This is a genomic window from Aureimonas populi (assembly GCF_017815515.1).
GTDB classification, from domain to species: domain Bacteria; phylum Pseudomonadota; class Alphaproteobacteria; order Rhizobiales; family Rhizobiaceae; genus Aureimonas; species Aureimonas populi.
In genome coordinates, this window is the sequence record NZ_CP072611.1 from 1,292,533 (window position 1) to 1,308,045 (window position 15,513).

17 protein-coding genes are annotated in these 15,513 nt (G+C 69.8%); 4 read left to right on the top strand and 13 right to left on the bottom strand.

Annotation, left to right across the window (positions count from 1 at the left end):
- The first annotated feature begins 18 nt into the window (after positions 1 to 18).
- The 3 genes from J7654_RS05995 to J7654_RS06005 all read left to right on the top strand — a co-directional run bounded on the left by J7654_RS05995 (position 19) and on the right by J7654_RS06005 (position 1,614).
- Positions 19 to 486: a disulfide bond formation protein B gene (locus J7654_RS05995; protein WP_209739016.1), complete on the top strand. Its 468-nt coding sequence runs from the start codon at positions 19 to 21 to the stop codon at positions 484 to 486.
- Positions 483 to 1,142: a DsbA family protein gene (locus J7654_RS06000; RefSeq protein WP_209739017.1), complete on the top strand. Its 660-nt coding sequence runs from the start codon at positions 483 to 485 to the stop codon at positions 1,140 to 1,142. The genes J7654_RS05995 and J7654_RS06000 overlap by 4 nt, the downstream gene beginning before the upstream one ends.
- A gap of 67 nt (positions 1,143 to 1,209) precedes the next feature.
- The gene (locus J7654_RS06005) at positions 1,210 to 1,614 is read left to right on the top strand and encodes a MerR family transcriptional regulator (protein WP_209739019.1); all 405 of its coding nucleotides are present in this window, start codon (positions 1,210 to 1,212) and stop codon (positions 1,612 to 1,614) included.
- On the opposite strand, the gene J7654_RS06010 is transcribed toward J7654_RS06005, so the two are convergent.
- The 3 genes from J7654_RS06010 to J7654_RS06020 form a co-directional block, all read right to left on the bottom strand.
- Positions 1,589 to 2,668 (bottom strand): aldo/keto reductase, encoded by a 1,080-nt coding sequence (locus J7654_RS06010; RefSeq protein WP_209739020.1) that lies wholly within the window; start codon positions 2,666 to 2,668, stop codon positions 1,589 to 1,591. The two genes, J7654_RS06005 and J7654_RS06010, sit on opposite strands and share 26 nt — an antisense overlap.
- Positions 2,669 to 2,745: 77 nt before the next feature.
- Positions 2,746 to 4,137: an NAD-dependent succinate-semialdehyde dehydrogenase gene (locus J7654_RS06015; protein WP_209739022.1), complete on the bottom strand. Its 1,392-nt coding sequence runs from the start codon at positions 4,135 to 4,137 to the stop codon at positions 2,746 to 2,748.
- A 123-nt stretch (positions 4,138 to 4,260) separates the two neighbouring features.
- Positions 4,261 to 5,109 (bottom strand): SDR family oxidoreductase, encoded by an 849-nt coding sequence (locus J7654_RS06020; protein WP_209739024.1) that lies wholly within the window; start codon positions 5,107 to 5,109, stop codon positions 4,261 to 4,263.
- A 96-nt stretch (positions 5,110 to 5,205) separates the two neighbouring features.
- On the opposite strand from J7654_RS06020, the gene J7654_RS06025 reads away from it, so the two are divergent.
- Positions 5,206 to 5,619, top strand: a complete 414-nt coding sequence (locus J7654_RS06025) for a winged helix-turn-helix transcriptional regulator (RefSeq protein WP_209739026.1) — start codon at positions 5,206 to 5,208, stop codon at positions 5,617 to 5,619.
- 120 nt (positions 5,620 to 5,739) lie between these two features.
- On the opposite strand, the gene J7654_RS06030 is transcribed toward J7654_RS06025, so the two are convergent.
- From J7654_RS06030 to J7654_RS06075, 10 genes are all read right to left on the bottom strand, one after another.
- The gene (locus J7654_RS06030; RefSeq protein WP_209739028.1) at positions 5,740 to 6,717 is read right to left on the bottom strand and encodes a zinc-binding dehydrogenase; all 978 of its coding nucleotides are present in this window, start codon (positions 6,715 to 6,717) and stop codon (positions 5,740 to 5,742) included.
- Between the two features lie 10 nt (positions 6,718 to 6,727).
- On the bottom strand, positions 6,728 to 7,138 hold the full coding sequence (locus tag J7654_RS06035; RefSeq protein ID WP_209739030.1) for an organic hydroperoxide resistance protein: 411 nt from the start codon (positions 7,136 to 7,138) through the stop codon (positions 6,728 to 6,730).
- The gene (locus tag J7654_RS06040; RefSeq protein ID WP_245195680.1) at positions 7,135 to 7,779 is read right to left on the bottom strand and encodes a TetR/AcrR family transcriptional regulator; all 645 of its coding nucleotides are present in this window, start codon (positions 7,777 to 7,779) and stop codon (positions 7,135 to 7,137) included. Before J7654_RS06040 ends, J7654_RS06035 begins: the two co-directional genes overlap by 4 nt.
- A 73-nt stretch (positions 7,780 to 7,852) precedes the next feature.
- Positions 7,853 to 8,080, bottom strand: a complete 228-nt coding sequence (locus J7654_RS06045; RefSeq protein WP_209739031.1) for a DUF1413 domain-containing protein — start codon at positions 8,078 to 8,080, stop codon at positions 7,853 to 7,855.
- Positions 8,081 to 8,260: 180 nt separating this feature from the next.
- The gene (locus J7654_RS06050) at positions 8,261 to 9,664 is read right to left on the bottom strand and encodes a GGDEF domain-containing protein (RefSeq protein WP_209739033.1); all 1,404 of its coding nucleotides are present in this window, start codon (positions 9,662 to 9,664) and stop codon (positions 8,261 to 8,263) included.
- A 152-nt stretch (positions 9,665 to 9,816) separates the two neighbouring features.
- Positions 9,817 to 11,559: an ABC transporter permease gene (locus tag J7654_RS06055; protein WP_209739035.1), complete on the bottom strand. Its 1,743-nt coding sequence runs from the start codon at positions 11,557 to 11,559 to the stop codon at positions 9,817 to 9,819.
- Positions 11,552 to 12,538 (bottom strand): ABC transporter substrate-binding protein, encoded by a 987-nt coding sequence (locus J7654_RS06060; RefSeq protein WP_209739036.1) that lies wholly within the window; start codon positions 12,536 to 12,538, stop codon positions 11,552 to 11,554. The genes J7654_RS06055 and J7654_RS06060 overlap by 8 nt, the downstream gene beginning before the upstream one ends.
- Positions 12,539 to 12,574: 36 nt before the next feature.
- Positions 12,575 to 13,162 (bottom strand): histidine phosphatase family protein, encoded by a 588-nt coding sequence (locus J7654_RS06065; RefSeq protein ID WP_209739038.1) that lies wholly within the window; start codon positions 13,160 to 13,162, stop codon positions 12,575 to 12,577.
- Positions 13,156 to 14,235: an MBL fold metallo-hydrolase gene (locus tag J7654_RS06070; RefSeq protein WP_209739040.1), complete on the bottom strand. Its 1,080-nt coding sequence runs from the start codon at positions 14,233 to 14,235 to the stop codon at positions 13,156 to 13,158. Before J7654_RS06070 ends, J7654_RS06065 begins: the two co-directional genes overlap by 7 nt.
- Positions 14,235 to 15,305, bottom strand: coding sequence for an ABC transporter ATP-binding protein (locus tag J7654_RS06075; protein ID WP_209739041.1), 1,071 nt, complete (start codon positions 15,303 to 15,305; stop codon positions 14,235 to 14,237). The genes J7654_RS06070 and J7654_RS06075 overlap by 1 nt, the downstream gene beginning before the upstream one ends.
- Between the last annotated feature and the right edge of the window lie 208 nt (positions 15,306 to 15,513).

Genomic DNA, 15,513 nt, shown 5'->3' on the forward strand with positions numbered 1-15,513 from the left:
AAGCAGGACACCCGTACGATGCAGGCAGGGCAGGGGAAGACGGCCGCTCCACCGCGCGAGCGCGCGGCCGCGAACGCCTTTGCGTTCCTGTTCGCGGCATGGCTCGTCGCGCTGGCCGCCGCGCTGGGCGCCCTCTTCATCGGCGAGGTGCTGGGACAGGCGCCGTGCGACCTGTGCTGGCACCAGCGCGCCTTCATGTTCCCGCTGGCGGTCATCCTGGCCGTGGCGAGCTTCCGGGGGGATGCGGACGTCTGGCGCTACGGCCTTCCCCTGGCCGCCATCGGCGGGGCGGTGGCCGCGTTTCATTCGCTGCTCTATGCGGGCATCGTTCCGGCGGCCATCCAGCCCTGCGGGCGGGACGGGCCCTCCTGCTCGGGCGCCGGCATGACCATTCTCGGCGGCCTGCCGCTTCCCTATCTGTCGCTGGCCGCCTTCACGGCCATCGCCCTTCTCCTCCTTCTCGTGCGCCGGAGTCGTTCCGCATGACCAGACGGTCCCTCGTTCTCATCACCGGCCTCGTCGCGCTGATCGTCTTTGCCGGCGGCGCCTTTCTCTATGACCGCTATGGCGCCAACCCGGCGCAGCCCGTGGCGGCGGTGGAAGGCGATGCGCTGGTCCGGGGACATTCGCCGATCATCGGCCCCGCCGAGGCGCCGGTGACGATCGTGGAGTTCTTCGATCCGTCCTGCGAGGCGTGCCGGGCCTTCTATCCCGTCGTCAAGCAGATCATGGCCGCCTTCCCGGGCGAGACGCGCCTCGTCATCCGGTACGCGCCCTTCCACGACGGATCGGACGAAGCCGTGCGAATCCTCGAAACGGCGCGCCTTCAGGGCCGGTTCGAACCCGTGCTGGAAGCCCTTCTGGAGCGGCAGCCGGAATGGGCCGTCCATGGTGCGCCCGATCTGGCGAAAGCATGGGAGCTCGCGGCGGCCGCCGGGCTCGATGTCGAGCGCGCGCGGGCCGACATGTCGGCCCCCGGAATCGACGCCGTTCTCGAACAGGACATGGCCGATGTTGCGAGCAACGATGTCCGCCAGACGCCGACCTTCTTCGTCAACGGCAAGCCCCTGCCGTCCTTCGGCCCGCAGCAGCTCTACGACCTGGTGCGGGGCGAGGTGGAAAGCGCGCGGGCGACGCAATAGGCGGGACGGATCGACAGGCGACAGGATCGACCGTAGACTGACCCTGCATCCATTGCAGGGTTTCCCGATGAGCGCATCATTCCTGTCGATCGGCCATCTGGCGCGGCAGACCGGCACCAAGGTGGAGACGATCCGCTTCTACGAGAAGAACGGACTCCTGCCGGCGCCCTCGCGCACCGAGGGCAATTACCGCGCCTACGAGCCCGATCACCTGAACCGGCTGAGCTTCATCCGGCGCGCCCGCGACCTCGGCTTCTCGCTCGACCAGATCAGGGCGCTGCTGACGCTGGCCGACGATCGTGGGCAGTCCTGCGCGGCCATCGACGCCATCGCCAACGAACACCGCGCCGAGGTCGAGAAGAAGATCAATGACCTCTTGGCGCTCAAGGCCGAGCTCGACAGGATGATCAACCGGTGCGGACACGGTGTCGTCGCCGATTGCAGGATCATCGAAACCCTCTCGCCGCGATAGCGGCGAGAGGGAGGCCAATTGTCTCAGCCGGGAAGGCCGGTTTCGTTGAGGGCGGGGAACTCGCGCTGCGACCATGTCGGATAGGCGGGCGGCGCATCGCTGGCTCGTCGAGCCGGGCGATCTGCTCCTTCGTCAGCGTCCAGCCAACCGCCCCGGCATTCTCCACCAGTTGCTCCTCGTTGCGGGCGCCGATGATGACGTTGGCGACCGTCGGCCGGCTCAAGAGCCAGTTGATGGCGATCTGGGGGATGGTCTTGCCCGTTTCCCCGGCCACCGCGTCGAGCGCATCGACGATGCCAAAGAGGCGCTCCTCGTCGAATGCGGGCCCCGTGCCGGCGATGTCGTGCGCGCGGGTTCCCGGCCTGGCGGGCTGGCCCCGGCGGATCTTGCCGGTCAGCTTGCCCCATCCCAGCGGGCTCCACACCGTCGCGCCGACGCCCTGGTCGTGGCCGAAATGCATGAGATCCCACTCATAGTCGCGGTTGAGCAGCGAGTAGTAGACCTGGTGGGCGACATAGCGCGCGTAGCCGTAACGCTCCGATGCCCCGACGGATTTCATCAGGTGCCAGCCGGAGAAGTTCGAGGCGCCGATATAGCGCACCTTGCCCTCGCGCACGAGCTGGTCGAGCGTGGAGAGCGTCTCCTCCACCGGGGTGTTGTAGTCCGGGCGGTGCATCTGAAGCAGGTCGATGTGATCGACGTTCAGGCGCTTGAGCGACGCCTCGACCGCCCGCAGGAGGTGGTAGCGCGAGGAGCCGTAGTCGTTGGCACCCTCGCCCGTGGGCGCGGTCACCTTCGTGGAGATGAGCACGCGCTCCCGCTTGCCCTTGATCGCGCCGCCGAGGATTTCCTCGGCCAGCCCCGCCGAATAGCCGTCGGCGCTGTCGAACATGTTGATGCCGTGGTCGAGGCACACGTCCACCAGGCGGCTGGCGCCCTGGCTGTCGGTGGCCCCCCAGGCCTTGAAGAAGTCCCCGGCTCCCCCGAAGGTGGCGGTGCCGAGGGAGAGGGCGGGCACGCGAAGGCCCGATGCCCCCAGGCGGCGATATTCCATCAGTCGTTTCCTTTTCCCGAATCCGGACGCGCGGGTGGCGTCCCCGGCCCGTGCGGGCCGGGGACGCGGGACGGTTCTCAGAAGGGCGCGTCGATATCGACGACGTCGATGAGCTTGTGGTTGACGAACTCCTTGAGACCGAGCCCGATCAGCTCGCGGCCGTAGCCCGAGCGGCGGATGCCGCCGAAGGGCAGGTCCGCCTCCACCTTGGTGGGGTGGTTCACGAAGACCATGCCCGTCGAGATCCTCTTCGCCACTTCCGCCCCGTGCGCCGGGTTGGACGTGAAGACCGAGCCTCCGAGCCCGAAGGGGGAATCGTTGGCGATGCGCACGGCATCGTCCTCATCCTTCGCCCGGAACAGCATCGAGACCGGACCGAAGAACTCCCAGTAGCGGGCCGGGTTGTCCTCGGCGAGATCGGTCAGGATCGTCGGTTGAACGAAGGCACCCTGATTGGGAATCGGCGCCCCGACCTCCTCGGCCTTGGCGCCGAGCTTCACCGCCTCGCGGATCTGCTCCCTCACATCGTCGGCGGCCTTCTGCGAGGACAGCGGGGCGAGCGTCGTGTTCGGGTCGAAGGGGTCGCCCGCCACCAGGCCCGCGACACCCGTCCTGTAGCGATCGAGAAACTGGTCGTAGACCGGATCGGCGACGATCATGCGCTTGGAGGAGCAGCAGACCTGCCCGCCGTTCCAGTGACGGCCGAACACCGCCCATTTCGCGGTCTTCTCCAGGTCGGCATCGGCCAGGACGATGAAGGCGTCCGCGCCGCCGAGTTCCATGGTCGACTTCTTCAGCGCCTTGCCGGCCTGCGCGGCGACGACCGACCCGGCAGCCTCCGAGCCGGTCAGCGCCACGCCATGGACGCGGTCGTCGTTGAGGATGAGCTCGATCTGCGAGCGCGTGGCATAGAGATTGCGGAACGCGCCCTCGGGCAGCCCCGCCTTCATCATCAGGTCCTGGAAGGCGGCGGCGCTCTGCGGCACGTTGGAGGCATGCTTCAGGAGCACCGTGTTGCCGGCCGAAAGCTGCGGCGCGATGATGCGGGCGATCTGGTAATAGGGGAAGTTCCAGGGCTCGATGGCGAGCAGGACGCCGAGCGGCTCGTGGACGAGGATCGCCTCGCCCTCGGCAGGGTCGAGCACCGGCAGCTTCTCGGGCTTGAGCAGCTCCTCGGCGTTGCGCACGTAATATTCGAAGATCTTGGCCGAAAGCTCCACCTCGGCCTTCGCCTCGGCGGTGAGCTTGCCCATCTCCAGCGTCAGCAGCCTGGCATAGGCGTCGCTGTTCTCGCGCAGGATGTTCGCCGCGTTCTGGAGAATGCGGCCGCGCTCGGAGAAGGGCATCTCCTTCCAGCGCAGAAAGGCGTCGTGCGCCTTGCCGATCGCCTCGCGCACCTCGGCGTCGGTCGCGTCGGCGAAGGTCTCGAGCGTTTCGCCCGTGTAGGGATTGATCGTAGCGTAGGCCATGGATGGCTGCCTTCCAGATGTTTGCCCGATGAGGCCGCCGGCGGGAGGCCGGATATCCGGCTCCCGCCGGCGGAGCGGGCACTTGGGTTGCGGATTCGATATGGGGTGGGCGCGCCGGCCCGGTTACCCCTTCAGAGCGGCCGCGACGGGCACCGAGAGCGGCGTGGTGGGCCGGCCGATCAGCGCCGAAAGCTGCTTTGCATCGTCGAACAGAGCACCCTGCGAAACCCCGGCGTCCCAGCTCGCGATCGAGGCCGCGAAACCTTCCGGTACGCCATGACTGGCCAGGGCGGCGGCGTAGTCGGCTTCGGGAAGGTTCTTGTAGGGAATGTCCTTGCCGGTCTGGCGGGAGATCTCGGCGGCGAGGTCGGACAGCGTCCAGGCCGTGTCGCCGGCCAGCTCGTAGGTCTTGCCCTCGTGGCCGGCGCCCGTCAGCACGGCCACGGCCGCCTCTGCATAGTCGGCGCGCGGCGCGGCGGAAATCCTGCCCTCGCCGGCGCTGCCGATGAAGGCGCCGCCCGCCACCGCGCCGCCGATCGAGCCGGTGTAGTTCTCGCTGTACCAGCCATTGCGAAGGATGGTGTAGGCCACGCCCGATGCCTTCAGATCGGCTTCCGTCTGGCGGTGCTCTCCGGCCAGATTGAGCGGCGAGGTGTCGGCGTGGAGCAGGCTAGTATAGACGATGCGCTTCACGCCCGCCTTCTTCGCCGCATCGATGACGTTCTTGTGCTGGACGGCGCGCTGGCCGATTTCGTTGGACGAGATCAGAAGCAGCGTGTCGACGCCGGTGAGCGCCGTGTCCAGCGTCTCAGGGCTCGCATAGTCCACGGCGCGCGCCTCCACGCCCAGGTCTCGCGCCTTTTCCGGGCTGCGCACGAGGGCGACGATCCCGGAGGCCGCCGTCTTCTGCTTCAGCTTTTCGACGACCAGGCGGCCGAGCTGGCCGGTGGCGCCTGTCACGGCGATGGTCATGGGGCGAACTCCTTGTCTCGGTTGGCAGTCGCCATCATATACGCGTGATGGTGACGTTTCGTTAGTGCGCACACAAAGGTAAGCATGGGGAATGTCATGGTAAAGACGGACGACTGCCCCGGGGAACCGGCCATGACGCTGTCGCAGAAGCTGGAGCGCGGCGACCTCATGGCGGCCGCCTGCCCCTCGCGCGATGTGCTGCGCCACCTGACCAGCCGCTGGGGCGTGCTCGTGCTGATCGCCCTTCAATCGGGCACGCAGCGTTTCAGCGACCTGCGCCGCAAGGTGGGCGGCGTCAGCGAACGCATGCTGGCGCAGACATTGCAAAGGCTGGAAGCCGACGGAATGGTCGAGCGCAAGGCCTACAAGATCGTTCCGCCCCATGTGGAATACACGCTCACGCCGCTGGGGCGGGAGGCGGCCGCCAAGGTGCAGGACCTGGCCGGCTGGATCGAGGCCAGCCTTCCGCGCATCGCCCTTCATTGGGACGCGGCGCGCCGGGACGACTAGCCGCAAGCGGCGGGCGCCGGCCCACGGGACGGGACGCCGCCTCTTCGTGCCTGCCCTGCGTGGACATCCCATGCCCGTGCGGGCACGGGATGTCCTGGCGGATCGTGGGCGCATGGTGAATCAGGGCTTGAGCAGCACCTTGCCGGCCTTGCCCGGAGCGAGCGAGGCGGCGACGGCTTCGGTGGCGCGCTCCAGGGGGAAGATGCCCTCGACCGGCAGCTTCAGCTCGCCCGCGGCCACGAGCCGCAGCAATTCGCCGATCAGCCGCACCTTGGTCTCGCCCGGCATCTGCGCGTTCACCTTCGAGCCCCAGAAGCCCTTCACCACCGCCTGCCTGAAGATCAGGTCGCCGGAGGAAAGCTGCATCGGCTCGCCCGCCATGGTGCCGAAGGAGACGAGCAGGCCGCCCTCGCCGAGCAGCGACAGGATGTCGCCGCTGGCTTGGCCGCCGATGGAATCCACGGCCGCGCGGATGGGGGCGCCGCCGGTGATCGCGCGCACCTTGTCCTTCCAGCCGTCGGTGGCGGTCGAGACGGCGTTGGCGATGCCGAGCGTGGCCAGCTCGTCCACCCCCGCGTCGCGGCGCACGAGGTTGACCACCTGCACCCCGCGCGTGGCGGCCAGCATCGCCAGCATCTTGCCGACCGCGCCGTTGGCGGTGTTCTGGATCACCCAGTCGCCGCGCTCCACCTCGAGGAAGTCCAGGAGCGTGACGGTGCTGAAGGGCATGGCGATCAACTGCGCGGCCGCTTCGTCGGCAATCGCGTCGGGCACGGGAACGAGGCCGGAGGCGGGAGCGAGGAAATACTCCGCCCAGGTGCCATGGACCGAGGCCACCGCGACGCGCTGGCCCACGGCCGCGCCGCTCACGCCCTCGCCCAGCGCGTCCACGATGCCGACCGCCTCGGAGCCGCCGATGGCCGGAAGCTCGGGCTTGTAGCCATAGGTGCCGCGCACGGTCCAAAGGTCGTGATTGTGGATGGGCGAGAGGATCGTGCGGACCCGCACCTGGCCGGGTCCGGGCTGCGGCACGGGGCTGTCAGTGAGGGTGAGGACGTCCGCCGGTTCGCCGAAGCTGGCGTGGATGGCGCTGCGCATGGGGGGCTCCTTAAAGCGTGGTGACGTGCAGGCGCACGTCGATATTGCCGCGTGTGGCGTTGGAATAGGGGCAGACCTGGTGCGTCGCCGCGACGAGTTCCCGCGCCGCCGCCTCGTCGAGGCCCCGGATTTCGGCGAAGATATCGATGTCCAGCTTGAAGCCGCCCTCGGGCGTCTGCCCAATACCCACCTGAACCGAGGTCTTGCTGCCGGCCACGGTCAGTTTCTTCTGCTGGGCGACGTGGTTCAGCGCGCTGTCGAAACAGGCGGCATAGCCGAGGGCGAAGAGCTGCTCGGGGTTCGCGCCCGCCTTGCCGGAGCCGGGCGTGGCCAGATCGAAGGCCAGGCTGCCGTCCTCGAGCGCCGTATGGCCGGAGCGGCCGCCGGTCGCGACGGCGCTCGTCTTGTAGAAGATCTTCATGGTCTGTGTCCTTTTCCGGAAAGGTCTTCGGGCTCGCAAAGGAGCAATCGCTCGGTGGCGCCGAGCGCGTGCCGCATGGGGCCCTTGTCGCGGCTGAGCCTCGCCAGCAGCGCGGCGCCCAGCCACATCTGGTACAGAACCTGTGCCAGCCCCGCCGCCTCGGCCCCCGGCGGCAGCGAGCCGTCGGCCCGCGCCTCCCCGATCATCGCGGCCAGCCGCCCCGTCACCCGCTCGACACCATTGCTGAGGACGCGGCGCATGTCGTCGGACAGGTCCGCCACTTCCGCGCCGAGCTTGACCACGAGGCATTCCTCCCCCCAGCCCCTGCCATCGGGCCGGGAGGGGTCGCTCATCCAGGCATGCCAGTAGCGCATCAGCCTGTCTTTTCCCGTGCCGCCGCCTTCGGTCAGCTCCTCCAGCCGCGCGGCATAGGTCTCGACATAGTCGGCGAGAAGCGCGCAGCCGAAGGCCTCCTTCGAGGGGAAGTAATGGTAGAAGGACCCCTTGGGCACGCCCGATTCCTTCAGGATCTCCTGCAACCCGAGGCCCGTGAAGCCCCTGCCCAGCACCAGCCGATGGCCGGTATCGAGAATGGTGCGTCGTGTCGCTTCCGCTTTGGCCGTCAGGGTCATGACGTGCATATAGTAAAGAATAGACCAGTCGTCTAGTGATTCGGCATCGTTTCCGCCCGTCCTCCTCGCGTGCCGGGAATGCTCATCGGCTCTTGAGGTAGACCCGCCCGCCGGTCCGCTTCCTCCCCGTATCCTCGACGCCGGGGAAGGCGCCCTTGCGCACGAGGTTCATGAACTCGCGCCCGAGCTTCACCTTGTCGCCCATATAAAGCTCGTTCCAGCCGGCGCCGTAGATTTGGGGAAAGTGGAACTCCCCCGGCTTCAGCGCGGCGATCGCGTTCTTCAGGGCCGTCAGCCGTTCCGCCTGCATGGGTGCCTCCTTTCCCGCGCCGCCTTGGCAAGGCCGTTCGCTGTCGCCGGCCATGAAGGCCGATCCTGGAGCCTTCCGGCCACCCGTCTTCATCTTCCGCCCCAACTACGTTCGAGACGCCTTCCTGTAACATGCCGGGCGACGGGGAGGCCGGCCGCCCCGAGCCGCCACGGGTGACGGTCAGACGGCGTCCTGTCGCGCCGGGGCGTCATGGTCCGACGGGAGAGCCGTCTCGACGCGGTTTCGCCCCATCTCCTTTGCGCGATAGAGCGCCTTGTCGGCGGCGTTGACGAGATAGGCGTGGTCGGGATGGCCGTCGAAGGCGGCCACGCCGATCGACGCCGTCACCGTCAGCTCGCCTCCGTCCGGCAGCCGCAGGCTTTGCTCGGTGAATGTCTTGCGGATCCGCTCGGCAAGTCGCACCGCATCCTCCAGGCGGGTCTCGACCAGGGCGACGAGAAACTCCTCGCCGCCATATCGAAAGACGAAATCGCTCTGCCGCACGCTGTCGAGGATCACGTCGGCGATCTGGCGAAGGACGAGGTCGCCCGCCGAATGCCCGCCCTGGTCGTTGATGCGCTTGAAATGGTCGATGTCGATCATCAGGACGCAGAAGGCCGCGCCGCTCGTCGTGGCGAGGGAAATCTCCCGGCTGAGGATGGAGGGCAGGAAGCGCCGGTTCAGCGTCCGGGTCAGCGGGTCGCGGCCGTTCTCCAGCGCGGCCGCGCCCTGGAACAGTTCGGCGAGCAGGAAGTTGATCTCCTCGATGGCGGCCTGCAGCCGCTCCACCGCCTGCGGCAGGCCGGAGGCGTCCCCCGTCCGCGTATCGGCGATCTTGGGCAGGAGCACGCTGTCGATCTGCTGCATGATGCCCTCGATCGGATCGAGCGCGGCCGCGCCCTGGAACATCATGCCGGCGCGGTGGCGAAGCCACAGGCCGAACGAGGAGGCCGAGATCGGCTTGAGGGTCGCGTTCCCCTGACCGCCGAACAGGCCGAACAGGGCGCTCTGGCTCCATTCCATCAGGGCGGCGCGCTGGCTTTCCCGCTCCATGCTGATGTCCTGCCCCAGCGAGAAAAGCCGATACGCCTCGTCGACCTGCGCGCGCTGGCGGGTGCCGATGAAATAGGCCTCGCTCATCAGGCGCATGGCCAGGTCGACCCGCTCGTCGAGCAGGATCAGCACGGCCGCCATCTCCTCCCCGGTGAGGCTGGAGGCGGGAAGGCGGCGGGCGATGCCGCTCTTCACGAGGCTGGCCCCTTCCAGCACCAGATGGATCGGAATCTTGATGCGGGCGTGGACCTCGCCGATATGCTTCTGCCGCGCGGCGAATTCGGTGTCATCGGGCTCGTCGCGGAAGAAGGCCCGCAGCCAACGGCACAGGGAATGGCTGAGCCGCTCCTGGACCACGGAATGGCTGAGGAAGTTCGCCGCTTCCTCATGCTTCAGGAATGTCCGGTAGAAGGAGGCGACCAGTTCCTCGGCATCGCCCTCGATGATTCCGAGCAGCGCCTCGCGGGCCCCCACAGGGGCCGTCTCGCCGGTCCGCCGGCTGGCCGCCGATCCATCCTGATCGCTGAACACCGTTCTGCCCCCGCATCCGCATGTGAACGCTGGCTAAGCGCCGCCCGGCGATATGGCAAGCCGAGTGAATACCGCCGGCGTCACATCCATATGCGGAGCGCCGGCCCTTGAAAACCGTGCCGGCGCATGGGGTGGATGGCGCGCTGCGCGCTTCAGCTCCTCCAGGGCAGCGTGCCGGGGGGCAGGCGGCGGCCGAGGCGGTCCAGCAGAAGCGCGAGCAGGAGGACGAACAGGACCGAAAGCGTGGAGATCGCCGCCGCGCCCGTGGAGTTGCCCTCGTACTGGAGCGAGAAGATCATCACCCCCACCGTCTCGACACCGCTCGACCAGAGGAGGGCGGACACGGTGAGTTCGTTGAAGGCGGTCATGAAGACGAGCAGGCCGCCCGCCACCGCCGCCGGCGCGACGACAGGCGCGACGATGAAGGCGAGGCGGCGGAACAGGCGCGCGCCGAGCATGCGCCCGGCCTCGTCGAGCGCGGGCTCGACCGCCTCCAGCGCCGAGGTCGTCGGCCGCAGGACGAGCGGCAGGAAACGCGCCGCGTAGGCCAGGAACAGGATCGTCGCCGTTCCGTAGATCGAGACGCCCAGAAGCGGGAGCGGGGCCAGGAAGACCAGGATCATCGCGAGCGCGAAGACCGTGCCCGGCACCACGAAGGGCATGTCGGCGATGCTCTGGACGAGGCGCGCCGGGCCGCTTCTGCGCAGGGCGCAGAGATAGGCGAGGGGAATGGCGATCAGCACCGCCGCCGCCGCCGCGCCGAGGGAGAGCTGGAAGGAATTGGCGAAGGCGCGCCGGACCGTCCCGCTCGCGCCGATCGTCGCGGCGTAGTTGGCGAGCGTCGCCGTCTCCGGCGACAGCCGAACGCCGACGGCCGGAACGAGCGAGGCGCCGACGAGCGCCAGGAGCGGCGCCACGGCCGTCAGCAGGATCGCGCCCCAGACGAAGAGGCCCGCCGCCACGGCCGCGCGCCCCCGCAAGAGCGGGCGCAGCGGCTGGCCGCCCGCGATGGGCACCGACAGGCGCCTCACCAGCACGCCCCGCGCGCAAAGCGCGGCGGCGGCCATCGCCAGGAGGATCATGGACAGCGACGCGACCTGCCCCATCACCGAAGGCCCGAAGCCGGCGAGCCGCTGGTAGATCAGCGTCGTGAGCATGGGAAAGCGGCCGGGAATGCCGAGCAGGGCCGGCACGCCGAAATTGCCGAGCGCCGCGGCGAAGGCGAGGATCGAGCCGGCGAGGACGGCCGGCAGGGCCAGCGGCAGCAGGATGTGCGACACGACGCGCCCCGTGCGCACGCCCGCGATGCGCGCCGCCTCGATCAGGTCCTGCGGCACGGCCAGAAGGCTGGCGCGCACGGCCAGGAACACGAAGGGCATGTGCTCGATGCCCATCAGGAGGGCGATGCCGGTGCCAGAATAGAGCGGGTTGGGCGTGCCCGGCGTTGGCGCGAGCCCGAGCGGGGCGAGCAGGGGGCTCGACGAGCCGAACAGCTCGATCCAGGCGAGCGCCGTGATCTGCGAGGGGATGAGAAGGGGCGAGAGGATGAGGAAGGTCGCCGCGACGCGCGCGCGCACCGGCGCGAGCGTGACGCAGAAGGCCAGCGCCGTTCCCAGAAGCGCCGAGACGGCCACCGCCGCGCCGGAGGCGCCGAGCGTGTTCCAGAAGGCGCGCCGCACGGCCCGGCTCGACCAGCTTTCGCGCAGCGTGCCCAGGAACTCGCCCTCGGCATTCGCCCCCAGCGCCTCGGACAGGAGGCGCAGCAGCGGGAAGGCGCTGAACAGGCCCACATAGAGCGCGAGGCCGAGCAGCAGCAACGCCTCCCCGCGCGGGCGGGGAAGGCGCCGGGCGCCCGGCAGCGGCGCGCGCCCCAGGCTGATGCCGATGTCAGCCACCGAAGAGGTCCGCGAACTGCATCTTGATCTCCTGGTCCTCGGCCAGCATCCGGTCCGTGTCGGCGGGAAGGATGGTGAGGTCGGCCACGGCCGGGTAGCCGGCCGGGGGCTCGACGCCCGCGATCACCGGGAAGTAGCCCTGCGCGACCGACTGCTCCTGCGCGGCGCGGCCGAGCTGCCAGTCGACGAAGGCCTGCGCGGCCTCGCGATTGTCCGTTCCTTTCACGATGGCGACCGGCTGGGTGATCGTGGAGACGCCCTCCTGCGGAAAGACGAAATCCACCGGCGAGCCGTTCGCCTTGGCGTTCAGCGCCATGTATTCGATGATGATGCCGTAGGCCTTCTCGCCGCGCGCCACCGCCTCGATCACCGTGCCGTTGCCTTGCCCGGCCACGGCCCCGCCATCGGCCAGCGCCTCGTAATAGCCCCAGCCGAAGCCGGGCTGCTGCACCATGGTGCCGACATGGATCACCGCCGCGCCCGAATAGAGCGGGCTCGGCATGATGACGCCGGAGGCGACGCCCTCGGCCGTCAGATCGGCCCAGGAGGCGGGCGGCGTCTGAACGAGATCGGTGTTGTAGACGATGCCGGTGGTGATGAGCTTGGTGCCGAAGAAGGTGCGGTCGGGATCGACCAGCGCTTCCGGCAGCCCGTCCACCGGGGCGTCGGCGTAAGGCTCGAGGCGCCCGTCGTTCTTGAGCTGCGTCATGGCCACCGAATCGGCGATCAGCAGAAGATCGGCCTGCGGATTGCCGGCGGCGAACTCGGCCTGCAGCTTGGCCATCAGCTCGGTGGTGCCCGAGCGGAACACCTCGACGGCGATCTGCGGATGGTCGCGGTTGAAGGCCTCGATCACCGCGTTCATCTGGTCGGTCGGCTGCGAGGTGTAGACGGTGATCGTGCCCTCCTGCGCCTGCGCGGCACTGGCGAGCATGGAGGCGGCGAGAAGCGGAAGGGCGATCTTCGCGAGAAGGGGCATCTGGGGTCGGCTCCGGGGGTTGGGTCGGGTCAGCCTCTAGGCGTCTTCCGCGACAGGGCGGTGACAGCAGGATTTCGGATCGATGACGCGCCACAGCCCGTCCCCGCCCCGCCGCCACTCGCTCAGGGCGGCGTTGTCCGGCCGGCGGAAGGGCTCGTGCGGCAGGAGCGTCTGCCACAGGACGCGCGCGGTGCCGGAATGGGCGACGATCAGGACGGGGTGGGGCGGGGCGATGCGGGCAAGGCCCCGTCGCACCCGGCCGGCGAACGCGTCCGGCCCCTCGCCTCCGGGCGGGGTCGCCTCGCGCCGGATGATGGAGCGCGGGCCGCCTTCCCAGGCGCCCCAATTCCGCTCGCCCAGTTCGGGAAGCCGGTGCAGCGGCCGGCCCGTGAGCGTGGCGACGGCCTCGGCGGTCTGGATCGCGCGCGTCAGGGCGGAGGTCCAGATGCTTGTGAACTCCATGCCGGCGAGCAGCTCCGCGGCCGCGCGCGCCTGCGCCTCGCCCGTCGGGGAAAGGGGGATGTCGGTCACGCCCGCCACGATCCCGGCCGCGTTGGCGGGCGTCTGCCCGTGGCGCAGGAAGAGGAACCGCCCGCCGAGAAAATCCTCCGGCGGCATCACCATTTCATCCTCGGCCGGTCGGCCAGCCGGAAGCCCGGCAGGGCCGCCGCCAGCGCCTCGCGCCCGCCCTGCGCGACGAAGGCCGGCATGGCGAGCCGGGGGCGCACCGCCTCCAGGAGCGCGGCGATGTCCGTCAGGCGCGGATGGACGTTCCAGCGCAGGAATTGCGCCTTTCCGGCCGCCACCAGCGCCTGCGCCGGGGTGCCCGCCGAAAGATGGCCGGTGAAGACGATGCGCGCCTCGCCGCTCCGGGCGAAACGCTCGGCCAGCGCGGCCGCCACGCCCCCTTGCGCGTTGGGCTTGGCGGCGATCATCACGCCGCGCGCCGGCGCGTCCGGGCCGAGCGGCGCGGCCTTTTCCAGAAGGGCGCACAGGCGTGCGGCGAGGCGGGGGGAAAGCCCGCCGCTCTCCAGAAGGATCGAGGCGACCTCCAGATGCGCGGGGCACAGCGCGACCTCCGCCCCCGCCTCGCAGAGAAGAAGCGCCATCTCCAGTCCGCGCCCGCCCGCCGGCGCGGGCAGGAGAAGCGGCTCCTGCGCCAGCGCCAGCAGGCGGGCCAGGGCCGATTCCAGCGGCTCGTCATAGACCCCGTAGGAGGCGTCCAGCACGAGCGCGGCGGCGCGCGGCGGGCATCGATAGGCGAAGAGGACGCTCTCGGGCGAACAGTCTCCGGTGTAGAGAAGGCCCTCCTCGCCGCCGAGCCGCATCCAGACCGCGCCCGGCGCATGGCCCGCGGGGCCCGTCTCGACCGTGACGCCGGCGATCTCGCTCGCCCCTTCCATCGGCAGGGGCAGGACCTCGCCCGAAAGGCCGCGCGCCGCCGTGCGGGCGACGAGGCCGGTCGCATGGACCGGCGGGTTGCCCAGCGCGCCCTTCATGTCGAGGGCGCCGACATGGTCGGGATGGCCGTGGCTGACGAGGATGGCATCGACCGGTCCGACGCCGGAAAGGTCCGGCCGGCGCGCATCGTCGGGGCCCTCCCCGAGGTCCAGCAGGAAGCGGCGGCCCTCGATCTCGGCCAGGAAGGCGGCCGGCCCCTTGCGGTCGAAGCCGGAAAGCGCGGTCAGGCGGTTCATCAGGCGGCCCTCAGCACCCAGCCGCCCGTGGCGGCGAGCGAGACGGCTTCGCCCCGGCGCCGCGCCGAGGCGCTGCGCACGGTCACGCGCGAGCGGTGCGGCCCGTCCTCGATGACGACGGTCAGGAGATGGTCGCCGCCCTCGAAGCGTGCGTCCTCCACATGGCCGTGAAGCCGTGGGCCGGGCCCGCCCTCCTGGGCGAGGGCAAGGTCACGCGGGCGAAGGCAGAGCAGGCCCTGGCCGGACGGCGCGTCTCCCGGAAGGTCGAAGACCTGCTCCTGGAGCCGGATACGGCACAGGCCCTCGGCCGGGCGCTCGGGCGCGACGGCCACCGGCACGGTGCGTCCGCCCGCGATGAAGCGGGCCACCATCGCGCAGGCGGGCTTGCGAAACAGCGTCTGGGCGTCCGCGACCTGCTGGAGCCGCCCCGCATCCATCACCGCCACCAGATCGGCCAGCGCCATGGCCTCGGCCTGGTCGTGCGTGACGAAGACGAAGGTGGTCTTCGCCTCGCGATGGATGCGGCGGAACTCGGCCTGCATCTGCTCGCGCAGATGGGCGTCGAGATTGGCCAGCGGCTCGTCCAGAAGGATGACGGAGGGACGCACGGCAAGGCTGCGCGCCAGCGCCACGCGCTGGCGCTGGCCGCCGGAAAGCTCGTGCGGGCGCCGCCGGGCATGGCCGGCGAGGCCCACCAGCTCGAGCGCGTCCCGAACGCGCGCGCGCCGCTCTGCCGCCGGCAGGCGCCGCACGCGCAGGCCGAACTCGACATTGGCGAAGACGTCCATATGCGGCCAGAGCGCATAGGACTGGAAGACCATGCCGATCCCGCGATCCTCCGGCTCCACGAAGAGCCCGTCCCCGGCCACGAGCCGCCCGCCGATGCCGATCACCCCGCTATCCGGCCGTTCCAGGCCGGCGATCAGGCGGAGCGCGGTCGTCTTGCCGCAGCCGGACGGCCCGAGCAGCGCCAGAAAGCACCCGGCGGGAACATGCAGGTTCAACCCGTCCACCGCCGCCGCTCCCGTTCCGAAGCGGCGCGTCACATCGCCAAGCTCGATCTGCGCCATGAACTGCAGGCCCTCGTTCCGGGGAAGATGCGAAGGGCGGTAACGAAGATCTGCGACAGGGCGATGACAGGGCCCGCGATCCTTCCGGCGAAGATTGCCAAGGGCGAGCAGCGGGCGAGATCCCCGGAGACCATGCGCCGAGGGCTTCGACCAGCCCGAGATCATGCTCCGGCACGTAGGCGCGAAAATCCCGGCTTCGACCCGACCT

Excerpts from the sequence above, each read along its gene's own strand:
- J7654_RS06060 (WP_209739036.1), bottom strand. The coding sequence starts at position 12,538 with ATGCCCCTTCTCGCGAAGATCGCCCTTCCGCTTCTCGCCGCCTCCATG.
- J7654_RS06040 (WP_245195680.1), bottom strand. The coding sequence starts at position 7,779 with ATGCACGTCATGACCCTGACGGCCAAAGCGGAAGCGACACGACGCACC.
- J7654_RS06005 (WP_209739019.1), top strand. The coding sequence starts at position 1,210 with ATGAGCGCATCATTCCTGTCGATCGGCCATCTGGCGCGGCAGACCGGC.
- J7654_RS06015 (WP_209739022.1), bottom strand. The coding sequence starts at position 4,137 with ATGGCCTACGCTACGATCAATCCCTACACGGGCGAAACGCTCGAGACC.
- J7654_RS06075 (WP_209739041.1), bottom strand. The coding sequence starts at position 15,305 with ATGGCGCAGATCGAGCTTGGCGATGTGACGCGCCGCTTCGGAACGGGA.
- J7654_RS06025 (WP_209739026.1), top strand. The coding sequence starts at position 5,206 with ATGGTAAAGACGGACGACTGCCCCGGGGAACCGGCCATGACGCTGTCG.
- J7654_RS05995 (WP_209739016.1), top strand. The coding sequence starts at position 19 with ATGCAGGCAGGGCAGGGGAAGACGGCCGCTCCACCGCGCGAGCGCGCG.
- J7654_RS06020 (WP_209739024.1), bottom strand. The coding sequence starts at position 5,109 with ATGACCATCGCCGTGACAGGCGCCACCGGCCAGCTCGGCCGCCTGGTC.
- J7654_RS06010 (WP_209739020.1), bottom strand. The coding sequence starts at position 2,668 with ATGGAATATCGCCGCCTGGGGGCATCGGGCCTTCGCGTGCCCGCCCTC.
- J7654_RS06035 (WP_209739030.1), bottom strand. The coding sequence starts at position 7,138 with ATGAAGATCTTCTACAAGACGAGCGCCGTCGCGACCGGCGGCCGCTCC.
- J7654_RS06065 (WP_209739038.1), bottom strand. The coding sequence starts at position 13,162 with ATGGTGATGCCGCCGGAGGATTTTCTCGGCGGGCGGTTCCTCTTCCTG.
- J7654_RS06070 (WP_209739040.1), bottom strand. The coding sequence starts at position 14,235 with ATGAACCGCCTGACCGCGCTTTCCGGCTTCGACCGCAAGGGGCCGGCC.
- J7654_RS06000 (WP_209739017.1), top strand. The coding sequence starts at position 483 with ATGACCAGACGGTCCCTCGTTCTCATCACCGGCCTCGTCGCGCTGATC.
- J7654_RS06045 (WP_209739031.1), bottom strand. The coding sequence starts at position 8,080 with ATGCAGGCGGAACGGCTGACGGCCCTGAAGAACGCGATCGCCGCGCTG.
- J7654_RS06030 (WP_209739028.1), bottom strand. The coding sequence starts at position 6,717 with ATGCGCAGCGCCATCCACGCCAGCTTCGGCGAACCGGCGGACGTCCTC.